The 13,771-nt window shown below is 66.2% G+C and carries 15 protein-coding genes and 1 pseudogene; 10 read left to right on the top strand and 6 right to left on the bottom strand.

The window, feature by feature from the left end; translation table 11 throughout:
• Positions 1 to 49: 49 nt before the first annotated feature.
• Positions 50 to 307 (top strand): annotated as a pseudogene (locus GO615_RS23550) (EamA family transporter); the annotation flags it as partial.
• A gap of 38 nt (positions 308 to 345) precedes the next feature.
• Here GO615_RS23550 and GO615_RS23545 read toward each other — a convergent pair.
• Positions 346 to 894 (bottom strand): gamma carbonic anhydrase family protein, encoded by a 549-nt coding sequence (locus tag GO615_RS23545; protein WP_169132317.1) that lies wholly within the window; start codon positions 892 to 894, stop codon positions 346 to 348.
• A 98-nt stretch (positions 895 to 992) separates the two neighbouring features.
• On the opposite strand from GO615_RS23545, the gene GO615_RS23540 reads away from it, so the two are divergent.
• The 4 genes from GO615_RS23540 to GO615_RS23525 are packed head-to-tail and all read left to right on the top strand — an operon-like array spanning position 993 to position 4,196.
• On the top strand, positions 993 to 1,838 hold the full coding sequence (locus tag GO615_RS23540) for a 23S rRNA (adenine(2030)-N(6))-methyltransferase RlmJ (protein ID WP_169132316.1): 846 nt from the start codon (positions 993 to 995) through the stop codon (positions 1,836 to 1,838).
• Positions 1,835 to 2,191 (top strand): nucleotide pyrophosphohydrolase, encoded by a 357-nt coding sequence (locus tag GO615_RS23535; protein WP_169132315.1) that lies wholly within the window; start codon positions 1,835 to 1,837, stop codon positions 2,189 to 2,191. Before GO615_RS23540 ends, GO615_RS23535 begins: the two co-directional genes overlap by 4 nt.
• A gap of 60 nt (positions 2,192 to 2,251) precedes the next feature.
• Positions 2,252 to 3,835, top strand: coding sequence for an inorganic phosphate transporter (locus GO615_RS23530; protein ID WP_169132314.1), 1,584 nt, complete (start codon positions 2,252 to 2,254; stop codon positions 3,833 to 3,835).
• A 31-nt stretch (positions 3,836 to 3,866) separates the two neighbouring features.
• Positions 3,867 to 4,196 (top strand): DUF3301 domain-containing protein, encoded by a 330-nt coding sequence (locus GO615_RS23525; RefSeq protein WP_169132313.1) that lies wholly within the window; start codon positions 3,867 to 3,869, stop codon positions 4,194 to 4,196.
• Positions 4,197 to 4,212: 16 nt separating this feature from the next.
• Here the strand turns inward: GO615_RS23525 and folE are convergent, their stop codons facing one another.
• From folE to fabI, 3 genes are all read right to left on the bottom strand, one after another.
• Positions 4,213 to 4,854, bottom strand: a complete 642-nt coding sequence (folE, locus tag GO615_RS23520) for a GTP cyclohydrolase I FolE (RefSeq protein ID WP_169132312.1) — start codon at positions 4,852 to 4,854, stop codon at positions 4,213 to 4,215.
• A 29-nt stretch (positions 4,855 to 4,883) separates the two neighbouring features.
• On the bottom strand, positions 4,884 to 5,480 hold the full coding sequence (locus GO615_RS23515; protein ID WP_169132311.1) for a hypothetical protein: 597 nt from the start codon (positions 5,478 to 5,480) through the stop codon (positions 4,884 to 4,886).
• Positions 5,481 to 5,650: 170 nt separating this feature from the next.
• Entirely contained in the window at positions 5,651 to 6,430 is a 780-nt protein-coding gene (fabI, locus tag GO615_RS23510; protein WP_169132310.1) for an enoyl-ACP reductase FabI, read from the bottom strand.
• A 185-nt stretch (positions 6,431 to 6,615) separates the two neighbouring features.
• On the opposite strand from fabI, the gene GO615_RS23505 reads away from it, so the two are divergent.
• Positions 6,616 to 7,119: an HAD domain-containing protein gene (locus tag GO615_RS23505; protein WP_169132309.1), complete on the top strand. Its 504-nt coding sequence runs from the start codon at positions 6,616 to 6,618 to the stop codon at positions 7,117 to 7,119.
• A gap of 9 nt (positions 7,120 to 7,128) precedes the next feature.
• On the opposite strand, the gene GO615_RS23500 is transcribed toward GO615_RS23505, so the two are convergent.
• Positions 7,129 to 8,121, bottom strand: a complete 993-nt coding sequence (locus GO615_RS23500; RefSeq protein WP_169132308.1) for a serine/threonine protein kinase — start codon at positions 8,119 to 8,121, stop codon at positions 7,129 to 7,131.
• Between the two features lie 150 nt (positions 8,122 to 8,271).
• On the opposite strand from GO615_RS23500, the gene GO615_RS23495 reads away from it, so the two are divergent.
• The 4 genes from GO615_RS23495 to paeA all read left to right on the top strand — a co-directional run bounded on the left by GO615_RS23495 (position 8,272) and on the right by paeA (position 12,212).
• A complete protein-coding gene (locus GO615_RS23495; RefSeq protein ID WP_169132307.1) occupies positions 8,272 to 9,051 on the top strand; it encodes a hypothetical protein in 780 nt (259 codons plus the stop codon).
• 53 nt (positions 9,052 to 9,104) lie between these two features.
• Positions 9,105 to 9,650, top strand: coding sequence for a YaeQ family protein (locus tag GO615_RS23490; RefSeq protein ID WP_169132306.1), 546 nt, complete (start codon positions 9,105 to 9,107; stop codon positions 9,648 to 9,650).
• A 228-nt stretch (positions 9,651 to 9,878) separates the two neighbouring features.
• Positions 9,879 to 10,724 (top strand): hypothetical protein, encoded by an 846-nt coding sequence (locus GO615_RS23485; protein ID WP_246262432.1) that lies wholly within the window; start codon positions 9,879 to 9,881, stop codon positions 10,722 to 10,724.
• Between the two features lie 183 nt (positions 10,725 to 10,907).
• On the top strand, positions 10,908 to 12,212 hold the full coding sequence (gene paeA, locus GO615_RS23480) for a polyamine export protein PaeA (RefSeq protein ID WP_169132305.1): 1,305 nt from the start codon (positions 10,908 to 10,910) through the stop codon (positions 12,210 to 12,212).
• 15 nt (positions 12,213 to 12,227) lie between these two features.
• Here paeA and amaB read toward each other — a convergent pair whose 3' ends face one another.
• Complete coding sequence (amaB, locus tag GO615_RS23475) at positions 12,228 to 13,748, bottom strand: L-piperidine-6-carboxylate dehydrogenase (protein WP_169132304.1); 1,521 nt, start codon at positions 13,746 to 13,748, stop codon at positions 12,228 to 12,230.
• Positions 13,749 to 13,771: the final 23 nt, after the last annotated feature.

Here is a 13,771-nt window from a genome sequence, read left to right as displayed (position 1 = left end):
CAGATTTGTATAAGAGACAGGTGCCACCTGGCCGCAGGGGGCGACCGGTTGGATCGCGGTGCTGCTGATCGCAGTCGTGTCCACTGTCATTGCGATGGTGAGCTTCTTCATCGGACTGCAGAAACTGGGCGCGGCGGACGCCGCGAGCCTGTCAACGCTGGAGCCGGTCGTCACCTTCGTGCTTGCGGCGATCTTCCTTGGCGAGGCGATCGCGTTCAATCAGGTGATCGGCGGCGCAGTGATCCTTGCCGCGGTGATCTGGCTTGCGCGTCACCCGCCGGCCGCGGTGGCAGGGGGGCGCGGATGACCTTTCCCCTGCGCCTGGCCGGCGGCTTCGGCCCCGGCTCAGTCGCGGCGCTTCGGCAGGTCGGGCGTGATGTGGCGCAGGTCGGCCGCATACATGCGCGCGTTCTGCACGTAGTTCCTGGCATTCTGGCGCAGGTCGGCGATGTCCTCGTCGGTGAGTTCGCGGATGATGCGGCCCGGCGATCCGACCACCAGTGAACGGTCGGGGATGACCTTGCCTTCGGGAATGAGGGCGTTGGCGCCGATGATGCAGTTCTTGCCGATCACGGCGTGGTTGAGGACGACCGCGTTGATGCCGATGAGCGTGTCGTCGCCGACCGTGCAGCCATGCAGCATGACCATGTGGCCGACGGTGACGCCGGAGCCGATCTTCAGCGGCACGCCGTCGTCGTTGTGCAGGACGGAGCCGTCCTGGATGTTGGTGTTGTCGCCGATCGTGATCGGGTCGTTGTCGCCGCGGATCACGACGTTGTACCAGACGCTCACGTTGGATCCGGCTTCCACGCGCCCGATCACCGTGGCGTTGTCCGCAACCCAGCACCCGTCGCCGAAGCTCGGGGTATGTTCGCCCAGGGCGTAAATCGCCATATTTCCTGTCTCCGTTGGAGCCGGCGGTGCGCGCCGGCAGCCCGCAATCATAGCAGGCAGTGTTAGCATTCGCCGCCTGACCCCGTTACGCGTCCTCCATGCTCAGTTACCGCCACGCCTTCCACGCCGGCAACCACGCCGACGTCCTCAAGCACTTCGTCCTGATCGAGCTCCTGCGTTATTTCAACCGCAAGGACAAGCCGTGGTGGTACATCGATACGCATGCCGGCGCAGGCTGTTATGCGCTCGACAGCGAACAGGCGGGCAAGACCGCCGAGTTCGCCGCGGGGATCGGCCGCCTGTGGGGGCGCGACGACCTTCCCGACGCCTTGCGCGCCTACATCGACGCCGTCGCCCAGTTCAATCCGCACGGCCGGCTGACCTTCTATCCGGGCTCGCCGGCGCTGGCGATGACGCAACTGCGCGAACAGGACCGCATGCGCCTGTTCGAATTGCATCCGGCCGACGTCTCGCTGCTCGAACAGACCTTTGCGCGTGATACGGACCGGGTGCTGATCCGCAAGGCGGACGGCTTTGCCGGACTGCGCGGACTCCTGCCACCGGCCGCGCGCCGTGCGGTCGTGCTGATCGACCCGCCGTACGAGGTGAAGGAAGATTACCGGCGCGTGGTCGATACCGTTGCGGACGCGATGAAACGCTTTCCAGGCGGCACCTACGCGGTGTGGTATCCGATGCTTGCGCGCCCCGAAGCGCGACAGCTGCCGGAGCGTCTGGCCGATCTCGGTGCTGAAAGCTGGCTCGACGTGCGGCTCGCGGTGAACAAGCCCGCGCGCGACGGCTTCGGGATGTTCGGCAGCGGGCTCTACATCATCAATCCGCCGTGGGTTCTGCCGCAGACGCTCGAAGCGGTGATGCCGTGGCTGGTGCGCGTGCTCGGCGAGGACGCGGATGCGGGGTTCGACCTGGAGCACCATATCGAATGAGCGATCAGGACAGCCTCCACGCGCTGCGCGACGCGCTGCGCGCATTTGCCGCCGAGCGCGACTGGGAGCGCTTCCATACCCCCAAGAACCTGGCAATGGCCCTGTCCGGCGAGGCCGGCGAGGTGATCGAGCATTTCCAGTGGCTCAGCGGCGAGGAGTCGGCCGCGCTGCCCGAGGCGGCGCGCGCCGAAGTGGCGCTCGAACTGGCCGACGTGCTGCTCTACCTCGTGCGTCTGGCCGACGTGCTCGGCGTCGATCTGGCCGATGCCGCGCGCACGAAGCTGCGCATCAACGCCGAGCGTTATCCGGTCGACAAGGCGCGCGGACGGTCGGACAAATACGATCGCCTCTGAGGCGGGGCCGGATTCTGCGAAAATGAACAATTCCGCGTTCGCATAGTGGTCGGCTGAAAGTTGGAACTCAAGCATATCGACGAAATCGACAAGGCCACGCGCCAGGGGCACGGCGAGCTGCTGCGCCTGGGTGCGACCATGCTCTTCGTCGTGGGCGTGATGCTGTATGCGGCACTGAAGGGCGGTACCGAGGGCGGGGTCCTGGTGGTGGTCGCCGCCGTGCTCGGTGCGTACATGGCGATGAACATCGGCGCCAACGACGTTGCCAACAACGTCGGGCCTGCAGTAGGCGCACAGGCGTTGACGCTCACTGGCGCGCTCGGTCTCGCGGTGGTGTTCGAGGCGTCGGGCGCCCTGATCGCGGGGGGCGACGTCATCCGGACGATACGCAGCGGCATCATCGATCCCGCGAACATCGGCGACGGCTGGACGATGGTGTGGGTGATGATGGCCGCACTCCTTGCCGGCGGCCTCTGGATCAACGTCGCCACGGCTTTCGGCATGCCGGTGTCGACGACGCATTCGATCGTCGGCGCGGTCCTCGGCGCCGGCGTCGCCGCCGTGGGGCTGGACATCGTGAACTGGAAGGTCGTCGGGGCGATCGCCGCGAGCTGGGTGGTCTCGCCGGTGCTGGCCGGTTTTTTTGCTGCGCTGTTCCTGTACCTGATCAAGCGTCTCATCACCTATCAGGTCGACATGGTTGCCGCGGCGCGGCGCACGCTGCCCGGGCTCGTGGCCTTCATGGCGTGGTCGTTCTGGACCTTCCTGCTGATGAAGGGCTTCGGGCGCTTATGGGCGGCCGATTTCACCGTGGCGGCAGCCAGCGGCCTGGTCCCCGCGGGCGCCGCGTACCAGTATGTGCGGCGCGCGCTGTCCAATCCGAGCCACATCATTGCGAACACCAAGTCGGGCGTGAATCGCTTGTTCAATTCACCGCTGATCTTCGCCGCCGCGCTGCTGTGCTTCGCGCACGGCTCGAACGACGTGGCGAACGCGGTGGGGCCCCTGGCGTCGATCGTTGAGTCGCTCGCACACCTCGACGGGCCGGTCGCGCGCCTGACCCCGGTGCCTTTCTGGGTGCTGCTGACCGGGGCGATGGGGCTGGTGCTGGGGCTCGCGCTGTTCGGGCCGCGGGTGATCCGCACGCTGGGCGACGAGATCACCGAATTGGACCAGATGCGCGCGTTCAGCGTGGCCCTGTCGGCGACCGTGACGGTGATCGCCGCCAGCGTGCTGGGGCTTCCGGTCAGTTCGACGCACATCGCGGTCGGCGCGGTGATCGGCGTCGGTTTCCTGCGCGAGTACCTCAAGGGCAACTACGCGCGCATGGTGGCGGAGATGAAGGCGCACCATCCGGCCGGTGAACAGGGGGCGATCGATCAGTTTCTCGGCTCCTTCGAGCGTGCCGCCGTGCCCGAGAAGAAGGCGATGCTCGCGGATCTGAAAGCGCGCTCGAAGCAGAAGACGGATCCGGCGAATTTCTCCAAGCGGGAGCGCAGGGTGCTGCGTGAGGTTTATCGGAAGGAACTGGTCACGCGCACGCAACTGCAACGCATCTTCGCTGCGTGGCTGCTGACGGTGCCGTTGTCGGCCTTGCTCGGCGGTTTGTTTTTCTTCGTGATGCGCGGCATGGAGCTTGAATGATGGCGCATCCGGTTTTGCGGAATTCCCGACAATGACATTCGCCGAGTTGCTCGCCCTGATGCTGCTGTGCCTGTGCGGCTGGTTCTGGCTGGACAGTGCCAGGACGCGCGAAATCGGCGTGCAGGCGGCGAGGGCGGCGTGCCGTCGCGAAGGCGTGCAGTTCCTCGACGAGACCGTGTCCAGCCGTTCGTTGCGTTTCGTCCGCGACGAGGACGGCCGGCTCTGTCCCCAGCGCGTCTATGAGTTCGAGTATTCGGTTTCCGGCAACGATCGCGTGCACGGTTCGGTGACGCTGCGGGGCAAGGATGTCGTGATGCTGGAGATCGGCCCCCGCGGGGCGCCGACCTTCACCCTCCACTGAACGCCGGTAGCCGGTTTCAGCGCGGGCCGCGACCCGCCACCGCGTGCAGGAACTCGCTGCGCAGGTGCTCGCGCGTCTCGAATTCTCCGGCAAAGGCCTGCGTGACGACGCGTTCGTCGCCGCGACGGTCCTCGCCCAGCAGCAGGCACAGCTGCTCCGCCTCGATGATGCAGGCTGCGCCGCGCGCATGGCCGTGCTTCAGCAGGGCGTCGGCGATGTCGCGGGTCATCCATTCCTGATAGGTGAAGCGGTGCCCGATGGCGTCGACGAGGCGGGCGATGCGCCCGAAACCGTGCAGGCGCCCGCCGGGGAGGTAGGCGACGTGGGCGACGCCGCGGAACGGCACGAGATGGTGCGGACACACGCCATGCACGGCGATGCCGCGGATCACGACCATGTCCGAGCGCTCGTCGGGAAAACCGTCGCCCAGCGCTTCGGCGGGGTCGAGCTCGTATCCGCCGAGCAGGCGCTTCTGCCACAGTTCGCGCACGCGCGTCGCGGTGCGGCCCATGTGCGTGGTGTCGGGGGCGATGCCGCAGGCGGCCAGGAGATCGTTGACTGCGCGCTCGAATGCGGCCGGGTCGAACTGCCCCTGGCGCGGGATGCCGGCGCCGGTGCAGGGGCCGTGGGGCGGGTGGTGCTCGTCGAAATCGCTCATCGTGGCCCTTTGTACCTTGGGGAAAACGCTCAGGCGATGAATACCGGGTCGGAGAATACCAGCGTGCCGTCCTTGCGCACCATGATGTTGTCCGCGTTGAGGATGTCCGGCAGCACCTGGTATTCCTCGACGAAGTCCGAAAGCGCCTTCAGGGCGAGCTTGAGCGATTCGCCTATCGCCGGAGGCGCCAGGCTCACATGGTATAGCGCGATCCGGCCCATGTCCCCACCCAGTTGCGTGCGCTCCACGCAGGCCGACCAGTAGGCGTCGATCAGCTGGGCGGCCTGCTCGGCGGCGGGTGTTCCGTCCTGCAACGGGTAGAGGCGCTCCATCTCCAGCAGATGGAAGGGATAACCCGAGGCCGCGCGCCCGATCGCCCCGTGGTGTGCGTACACCACCGGGAAGTGCGGACCGCGCGGGCGGTCGTCTGCCGTGTAGAGGAACAGGTCGGCCGGCGAACTGACGACTTTATAGACGCGCTCGGGGTCGGGATGTTCCAGCACGATGCTGTATTCGCCCCGTCCGATCTCCCGCAGGCCCGCGAGCAGGGCGTGTGCGGGAACCGGGTCGGGCAGGCGGAGGCCGATACGACCGAGTCGGGCGCGCGCTTCGGAAAGATCGATCACCGCCGCCTCGCGTCTCAGAGCTTGTGAATAAATCTACTGCGCGGGTCGATTGCTGCGTTGCTCACTCGCTCACTCCTCGCCTACCAAATGGTATGTCTCGTCGTTCGCTCGATCATTTGCAACTGAGGCCTTGCACTCGCCCCTGCTCGCGACGATTTCTTCACAAGCTCTCAGGCCATGATGTTGTAGCCGGCGTCCACGAAATGGACCCCGCCGGTGACCAGCCGTCCCGCATCGGAGACCAGGAAGGCCGTCAGCGCGCCGATGTCCTCGGGCGTTACGAGGGCGTGCATCGGCGAGCGCTCCACCGCGGTCGCCATCAGGCCGTCGAAGCCGGCGATGCCCGATGCGGCGCGAGTCATCAACGGGCCGGGGGAGACCGCATTGACGCGGATGTTCTTGCCGCCGAGTTCGAACGCCATGTAGCGGGTCGCCGCTTCCAGCGCGGCCTTGCACAGGCCCATCACGCCGTAGTTGGGGATCACCTTCTCGCTGCCGAGGTAGGTCATGGTCACCAGCGAACCGCCGCCGGCACGCTCCAGCAGCGGTTCGACCATCTTGGCGAGGCGCACGAAGGAGTGCGTGGAAACGTCCATTGCCATCGCGAAGCCGTCCGGCGAGGTGTCGACGACGCGCCCGTGCAGGTCGTCGCGCTTGGCGAAGGCCATGCTGTGGATCGCGAAGTCGAGCTTGCCGTGGCGCGCCGCGATCTTCTCATGCACGTCGGCGAGGGTTTCGGGGCGCGTGACGTCCAGCAGATACACGTCCTCGACGCCGAGGCGATTGACGACGGGTTCGATGAAGGCGCGCGTCTTGTCGTTCTGGTAGGTGATGACGAGCTTCGCGCCCGCCTCCGCGCACGCCTCGGCGACGCCGGTGGAGATGGACTTTTCGTTGGCGATGCCGGTGATCAGGCCGACCTTGCCTTCGAGATTGACGAGCGGCTTCATGGATAAATCCTCGGGAGTGCTGGAATGAAAATGATGCTCTGCAGCATTGCACCGCCGCAGGTATGTCTTTGGAAATACGTGAAAACCGCAATCAGTCGTTTCTACGGGCTACTTGCGGGATTTTGCGCAATGCAGCATTCTAGCATTCGGCGTGCCTTCGCGCCGTTACTATCGGCAATCAATCAATGACTCGGCATAGCTACATCTTCATGGATTTCGACGGCGTCACCCACCCTTGGGGCGAGGTCGAGGATTTTCGCTGCCTGCCGCACATCGAGGCGGTCGTGCGCGACTATGAAGAGGCGCGCATCGTCATCACCTCCGACTGGCGGATGCTGTTTTCGCTCTCCAAGCTGGTCGGGCGCTTTGCCGAGGACATCCGCCCGCGGGTGTGCGGCGCAACCCCGCACGTGATCCCCAAGAACGGCGCCGAACTGCACGGCTTGCGCGAACGCGAGGCCATGCTGTGGCTCGGGCAGCACGTGCCGGATATATCGACGGCATCCTGGTGCGCGGTGGACGACGCTCCGGGCAACTGGATGACGCGCTCGCGTCTCGTCCTGACCGACTTCAAGCGCGGCTTCGGCGACGACGACGCGCTCGCATTGCGGCGCATGCTGGACAGCTTCCGCTCCGGCACCGCATTGCCGCCCAAGTCGCGCGAGCGGTCGTTCCTGCGGCGCGCCTGAACGGCGCCGTCAGATCGACCAGAGCGGCGGTTCGTCCATCGCGGCGACCTGCTCGCGCAGCTCCAGCACGCGGTCCTGCCAGTAGCGCTGCGTGTTGAACCACGGGAAGGCGCGCGGGAAGGCCGGGTCGTTCCAGCGTCGCGCTATCCACGCCGAGTAGTGGATGAGGCGCAGCGTGCGCAGCGCCTCCACGAGATGCAGCTCGCGTGGCGAGAACTCGTGGAAGTCCTCGTAGCCCGCCAGCACGTCGCCGAGCTGGCGACTCATTTCCTGGCGCGAGCCGGAGAGCAGCATCCACAGGTCCTGGACCGCGGGTCCCATGCGGCTGTCGTCGAAGTCGACGAACTGGGGCCCCGGTGCCGCTGCGGATTCGCTCCACAGCACGTTGCCGGCGTGGCAGTCGCCGTGCAGGCGCAGGTGCACCACCGTGCCGGCGCGCTCGAAGCAGCGCTGCACCCCGTCCAGCGCCTGGTCCACGATGCTCGTCCATGCCGCAAGCAGATCGGCGGGGATGAAATCCTTATCGAGCAGGTAGCGCCTCGGCTCCACGCCGAAGCTGGCGATGTCCAGCGTCGGCCGTTCGCGGTAGGGCTGCAGGGCGCCGACGGCGTGGATGCGGCCGATGAAGCGGCCCATCCATTCGAGCGTCGCGGGGTCGGAGAGCTCCGGCGCCCGCCCGCCGGCGCGGGGGAAGACGGCGAAGCGCTGGTCGGCAAAGTGGTGCAGCGTGGCCGTCGCGAGCACGAGGGGCGCGATGACGGGAATTTCGCGCGCGGCCAGTTCGGTCACGAAGGCATGTTCCTCGGCGATGGCTTCGTCGCTCCAGCGCGCCGGACGATAGAACTTCACGACCAGCGGCGCGGCATCCTCCATGCCGACCTGATAGACGCGGTTTTCGTAGCTGTTGAGCGCAAGCATGCGGCCGTCGGGCTGCAGCCCGACACTCTCGAGCGCGTCGAGAATGAGGTCGGGAGTCAGGGACTCGAAGGGCAGGTCGGACATGTTCGTCGGTCTTCGGGAGGGGGTCTCATTCTGTCAGGAATGGCGCAATGCACAAGACCGTCCGCAGCGGTGCCCGGCGATATTTGCCGTCCGCTCGCGCGAGGCTCAGAATACGCCCCCTTTCCAGTGCCTCTTTCCCGGACCGCAGACATGACGCAAGACGTATCCGCTGAAACGATCCCGGTCGACTCGCTCGCCGCCCTGGCGGCGGTTGACGTGCAGAAGCTCGCCGCGCGCATGGCGCAGGACGGCTTTGCGCAGGTGTTCCGCCTGACGCTGGACGAGGACGACGCCGGCCGTGCGCGCGGGGTCGAGTCGCTCGCTGCGGCGCTCGGGAACTGGAGCCGGGCGGCTGCGGACGACGACGCCCGTGCGCTGCGCCTGGCGATGCTCGTATCCGGACTGGATCAATGGGGGCTCGCCTACAGCCAGGCTTTCGGACTGGTCGCCATTCCCGGCCTGTCGGAACTGCTCGGAGCCCTGCGCACCGCGCTGGACCCTGAGCAGGATGCGCGCTTCCAACGCCAGTTTGCCGCGATCGCCGAAGGCGAGGGCAATGCGATCGACTTCAAGATCAATCTGCGGCGCGGCATCCACCTCGCCCTGTGGCACGCGATGATCGCGAGCGACGAGCGCGAGCAGGCGACGGCGATCCTGACCCGCCTCGGCGGGATGATGTTTGCGCTGACCGAGCTGATGCCGGTGCTCGGGTGGCGCCTGGTGGCCGATGCGGTCGCGCACATCCAGATCCAGTGCCTGGCCGAGGGGCACGCGGCCGACGGACTCGCGCGCGAGATGAACGAGGCCTTGTTCGGCGCCTTGTCGACGGAGCTGCCGGCGCAGTGTCGCGACCGCGTGATGGCGCACGCAACGCAGGCGGTGCTCGCGTGGCAGCACGCGCGCCGCGCCGCCGGCAATTCGACGCACTGAAACGCCGCACAATCAATCAACCGCGGCCCGAGGCCGCAGCGGGATGCGAACAAATGGCCCTCAAGGCAACCATATTCAAGGCCGAGCTCGTGGTCGCCGACATGGACCGCAACTACTACGGCGACCATAACCTGACGATCGCGCGCCATCCGTCGGAGACCGACGAGCGGATGATGGTGCGCATCCTCGCCTTCGCGCTGTATGCCGATCCCGCGCTCGCGTTCGCGAAGGGACTGTGCGTGGACGATGAGCCGGACCTGTGGCAGAAGGATCTCACCGGCCTCGTCGAGCGCTGGATCGACGTTGGCCAGCCGGACGAAAAATGGATCCGCAAGGCCTGCGGTCGCGCGCACGAAGTCGTGGTCATGAGCTACGGAAGGGCAGCCGACATCTGGTGGAGCGGTATCCGCGACAAGCTCACGCGGCTTACGAACCTCACCGTGATCAATCTCCCTGAGGACGTTGCCCCCGCGCTCGCCGCGCTGACCGCCCGCAGCATGCGTCTGCAGTGCACGATCCAGGATGGGCAGCTGTGGATCACGGACGGCACCGAAACCGTGTCCGTTGAGCCGGAGCGCCTGATGGGGCCGCGCGACTGATCGCCCGCGGCGGGAAACGATGCGGCATTCGTGACGGGATTCCCGCCGCCCGTCGTTGCGCGTTCGCCTTTTTCGGTCGGACACCGTAGATTACGGGGAGGTGTCTGCTTTCCGATTGTTGCAGGAGGGTCGGCCATGAGGCGCAGTCTGGCAGGTTGCATGCTTCTCGGGTATGTCGCGAGCGGGTGGGCAGCGGGGGCGGATGCGCCGGCCGAGGCGGAAATTCCCATGCTCGACCGCAGTCGTGCACTGGTGCATGACTTCACGGAAGGTGTTGCGCGGCATGTTGACAGCTGGTTCGGCGACAAGCCGTTCGAGCAGGGCGGGAAAGTGTCGGGCCAGATCGGGTTCAAGTTCCTTTCACGCCAGCAAGAAAAACCCGATGCGAGCTTCCGCTTCGGCGCACGGCTCGACATGCCCAACGTGAAGGAAAAGACCTACCTGTTCTTCGGGCAGGAAAACGAGCGCGAGCTACTCACCGACCAGCCCGAGCCCTTCACCCGCCACGAACTGCTGCTTCCGGAGGACCGCAAGGAGGATCAGACCTTCTTTGCCGGACTCGGCTATGCGCTGCGCGACAGCATCGACTTCCGCGCGGGCCTGCGCAGCGGCATCAAACCCTACGCCCATGCCCGCTACAGGAAGGATTGGAGGCTGGGCGAGCGCAACCGCCTGGAATTTCGCGAAACGGTTTTCTGGAACCGCAAGGACGGCGTGGGTTCGACGACCTCGCTGAACTTCGGTCATGGCATTTCGCGCTCGCTCGCATTTCACTGGCAGCTTGCCGGAACGATCTCGGACGAGACGGACGGCTTGGCATGGTCGAACAGTATCGGTATCTTCAAGAACTTTGGCGATCTGCGCAGCTTGTCGCTGGAAGGCCTGATCGGCGGAACGACCGCGGGTTCCGACAACGTCTCCGAGACTGGCGTGCGTGCCATCTGGAAGCAGCCGGTGTATCGGGACTGGACGCTCGTCGAGGTGAGCCTGGGGCACTTCTGGCCGCAGGGCGACGCAAAGGACGACAACGAGCGCGGCTGGGCGCTGGGCGTCGGGTTCAAGATCCTCTTCTGAACCGGTACTGCTAAGGCGGCAATCAAATACAACCGTTCGCCCTGAGCTTGTCGAAGGGCAGTGGCTGGGCTTCGACAGGCTCAGCCCGAACGGTATTTAGTTGCCCGGTGAATAGTCCGTTGCAGGCACGCGGCGGCGCATCGCCGCTGCGGGGACTGCTGCGGACGAGTGCGGAGTTTGATTGTGAGTCTGTCGAATCAGTTGCTGGTCATTGTCGCGCTCATTGCCTTGAGCGCATTCTTTTCGATTTCAGAGATTTCCCTCGCCGCAGCGCGCAAGATCAAGCTGCGGTTGATGGCTGACGGGGGAGACCTTGCCGCGGCGCGAGTGCTGGCGCTGCAGGAGAACCCGGGGCATTTCTTCACGGTGGTGCAGGTCGGCTTGAACGCCATCGCCATCCTGGGCGGGATCGTCGGCGAATCGGCGCTCTCGCCGGCGATTTCCGGCGTGATCGCCCTTGCCTATGACGGCCCGATGCTGGACACGCTGAGCTTCGTGCTGTCCTTCATTGTCGTCACCTCGCTGTTCATCCTTTTCGCCGACCTGATTCCGCGGCGCTTGGGAATGGTCGCGCCGGAGCGGGTCGCCGTGGCGGTGGTGAAGCCGATCCAGCTGTTTCTGATCGCTTTCGCGCCGGCCGTGTGGTTCTTCGACGGGCTCGCGAACCGCCTGTTTGCGCTGTTCAAGCTGCCCAACGTGCGTGCCGAGGACATCACCTCGGAGGACATCGTCGCGATGGCCGAGGCCGGCGCGCAGACCGGTACGCTGCTGAACCAGGAGCGCGAGCTCATCGCGAACGTGTTCGAGCTCGACACCCGCACCGTCGGTTCGGCGATGACGAACCGCGAGAACATCGTCTTCTTCACCCTGAACGAATCCGAGGAGAGCATCCGCAACAAGCTCACCGATCAGCCGCACGGCAAATTCCCGGTGTGCGAGAACACGATCGACAGCGTGGTCGGCTACGTGGACCTGAAGGACATCTTCGCGCGCATCCTGTCCGGGCAGAAGCTCTCGCTGCGCGCGGACCCGATGGTGCGCAGCGTGCTCGTCATTCCCGACACGCTCACGCTGTTCGAAGCGCTGGACCGCTTCCGCGCGGCGCGTGAGGACTTCGCGCTGATCGTCAACGAATACGCCCTGATCGTGGGCCTGCTGAGCCTGCAGGACGTCATGAACACCGTGATGGGAGAACTCGGCAGCACGCTGCAGGAGGAACTCATCGTCAAGCGCGACGCCGATTCGTGGCTCATCGACGGCATTGCGCCGATCGAGGACGTGATGCACGCGCTGGAGATCGACATGTTCGAAGGCAGCGAGAACTACGAGACGCTCGCCGGCTTCATGATGTACATGCTGCGCAAGGTGCCCAAGCGCACCGACGCGGTGAGCTACGGCGGCTACAAGTTCGAGGTGGTCGACATCGACAATTACCGCATCGACCAGTTGCTGGTGACGCGCGAGCCCGCTGTGGCCGCCGAAGGCTAGGGCGGCCCCGCCGGCTCAGCTTTCATCCAGCCCGAAGCGAATCCCCTGCGCGAGCGGCAGCGTGCCGGAATAGTTGATCGTGCAGGTCGCACGACGCATGTAGCCCTTCCACGCATCCGAGCCCGATTCGCGCCCTCCGCCGGTGTCCTTCTCGCCGCCGAACGCACCGCCGATTTCGGCGCCCGAGGGGCCGATGTTCACGTTGGCGATCCCGCAATCGCTCCCGGCGGCGGAGAGGAAGCGTTCGGCCTCGGCAAGGTCGCGGGTGAAGATCGACGACGCCAGCCCTTGCGGCACGTCGTTATGCAGCGCGATCGCCTCGTCGAGGCTGGAATAGCGCATCGCGTAAAGGATCGGGGCAAAGGTTTCGCGGCGAACGATGTCGTTCTGAGCGGGCATCTCGACCAGCGCCGGGCGCCGGTAACAAGCGCCCTCGCAGCCGCGCACGATCACCGCCTCGCCTCCGGATACCTTGCCGCCCGCAGCCTTCGCTTCGGCGAGCGCGGCATCCATTGCGGTCCCGGCGCCCGCGTCTATGAGCGGGCCAACCAGAGACGAAGCGTCGAGGGGGCTGCCGACGGGAATGCGACGCCACGCTGCGCGCAGCCGCTCGAGCAGCGTATCAGCGATCGATTCATGCACGATGAGACGGCGCAGCGTCGTGCAGCGCTGGCCGGCCGTGCCTGCCGCGGCAAAGAGGATGGCGCGCTCTGCGAGCGCAAGATCGGCGCTCGGGCACACGATGGCGGCGTTGTTGCCGCCCAGCTCGAGGATGGAGCGCCCCAGCCGCGCTGCGACGCGCGGCGCCAGCGCGCGCCCCATGCTGCAGGAGCCGGTCGCCGAGAAGATCGAGATGCGCCTGTCGTCCGCGAGTGCAGCCGCGTGTTCGCGCCCCCCGGTCACCAGCTCGAGCAAGCCCGCCGGCGCTTCGGACATGCCACGGCACGCGCGCTCGAACAGCGCCCTGCAGGCGAGCGCGGTGAGGGGCGTGCGTTCCGAGGGCTTCCATACCACGCTGTCGCCGCACACCCATGCGAGCATCGCGTTCCATGCCCATACGGCGACCGGGAAGTTGAAGGCCGACACGACGCCGACCACGCCCGCCGGATGCCACTGTTCCATCATGCGGTGGCCCGGCCGCTCGCTGGCGATCGTGAGTCCATACAGCTGCCGCGAGAGGCCGCAGGCGAAGTCGCAGATGTCGATCATCTCCTGCACTTCGCCGAGGCCTTCCTGGCGGATCTTGCCCGTTTCGATCGTGACGAGCGTGCCGAGATCGGTCTTGTGATCGCGCAGCAGATTGCCGAAGCGCCGCACGAGTTCCCCGCGACGGGGGGCCGGGACGCTGCGCCAGGCCAGGAATGCATCATGCGCGCGGGCAATGGCCGCGTCCGTTGCTGCCCGCTCCGTGGCACCGACGCTGCCGATGAGGCTGCCATCGATCGGGCTATGGACGGCGATCTCGCCGCCATCGAAACGCTCCCTTGCGACGCCGAGCGTGGTGAGCAGCGAGGATGTCAGGGATGCGAGTTCCATGAACGGCCTCCAGGAGCATGATG

It is taken from the genome of Aromatoleum evansii (assembly GCF_012910805.1).
GTDB lineage: Bacteria > Pseudomonadota > Gammaproteobacteria > Burkholderiales > Rhodocyclaceae > Aromatoleum > Aromatoleum evansii.
The sequence above is the reverse complement of the archived record's forward strand: the minus strand, read 5'-3'. Positions and strand labels throughout refer to the sequence as shown.

Excerpts from the sequence above, each read along its gene's own strand:
- GO615_RS23545 (WP_169132317.1), bottom strand. The coding sequence starts at position 894 with ATGGCGATTTACGCCCTGGGCGAACATACCCCGAGCTTCGGCGACGGG.
- GO615_RS23540 (WP_169132316.1), top strand. The coding sequence starts at position 993 with ATGCTCAGTTACCGCCACGCCTTCCACGCCGGCAACCACGCCGACGTC.
- GO615_RS23535 (WP_169132315.1), top strand. The coding sequence starts at position 1,835 with ATGAGCGATCAGGACAGCCTCCACGCGCTGCGCGACGCGCTGCGCGCA.
- GO615_RS23525 (WP_169132313.1), top strand. The coding sequence starts at position 3,867 with ATGACATTCGCCGAGTTGCTCGCCCTGATGCTGCTGTGCCTGTGCGGC.
- folE (WP_169132312.1), bottom strand. The coding sequence starts at position 4,854 with ATGAGCGATTTCGACGAGCACCACCCGCCCCACGGCCCCTGCACCGGC.
- fabI (WP_169132310.1), bottom strand. The coding sequence starts at position 6,430 with ATGAAGCCGCTCGTCAATCTCGAAGGCAAGGTCGGCCTGATCACCGGC.
- GO615_RS23505 (WP_169132309.1), top strand. The coding sequence starts at position 6,616 with ATGACTCGGCATAGCTACATCTTCATGGATTTCGACGGCGTCACCCAC.
- GO615_RS23500 (WP_169132308.1), bottom strand. The coding sequence starts at position 8,121 with ATGTCCGACCTGCCCTTCGAGTCCCTGACTCCCGACCTCATTCTCGAC.
- GO615_RS23495 (WP_169132307.1), top strand. The coding sequence starts at position 8,272 with ATGACGCAAGACGTATCCGCTGAAACGATCCCGGTCGACTCGCTCGCC.
- GO615_RS23490 (WP_169132306.1), top strand. The coding sequence starts at position 9,105 with ATGGCCCTCAAGGCAACCATATTCAAGGCCGAGCTCGTGGTCGCCGAC.
- GO615_RS23485 (WP_246262432.1), top strand. The coding sequence starts at position 9,879 with ATGCTCGACCGCAGTCGTGCACTGGTGCATGACTTCACGGAAGGTGTT.
- amaB (WP_169132304.1), bottom strand. The coding sequence starts at position 13,748 with ATGGAACTCGCATCCCTGACATCCTCGCTGCTCACCACGCTCGGCGTC.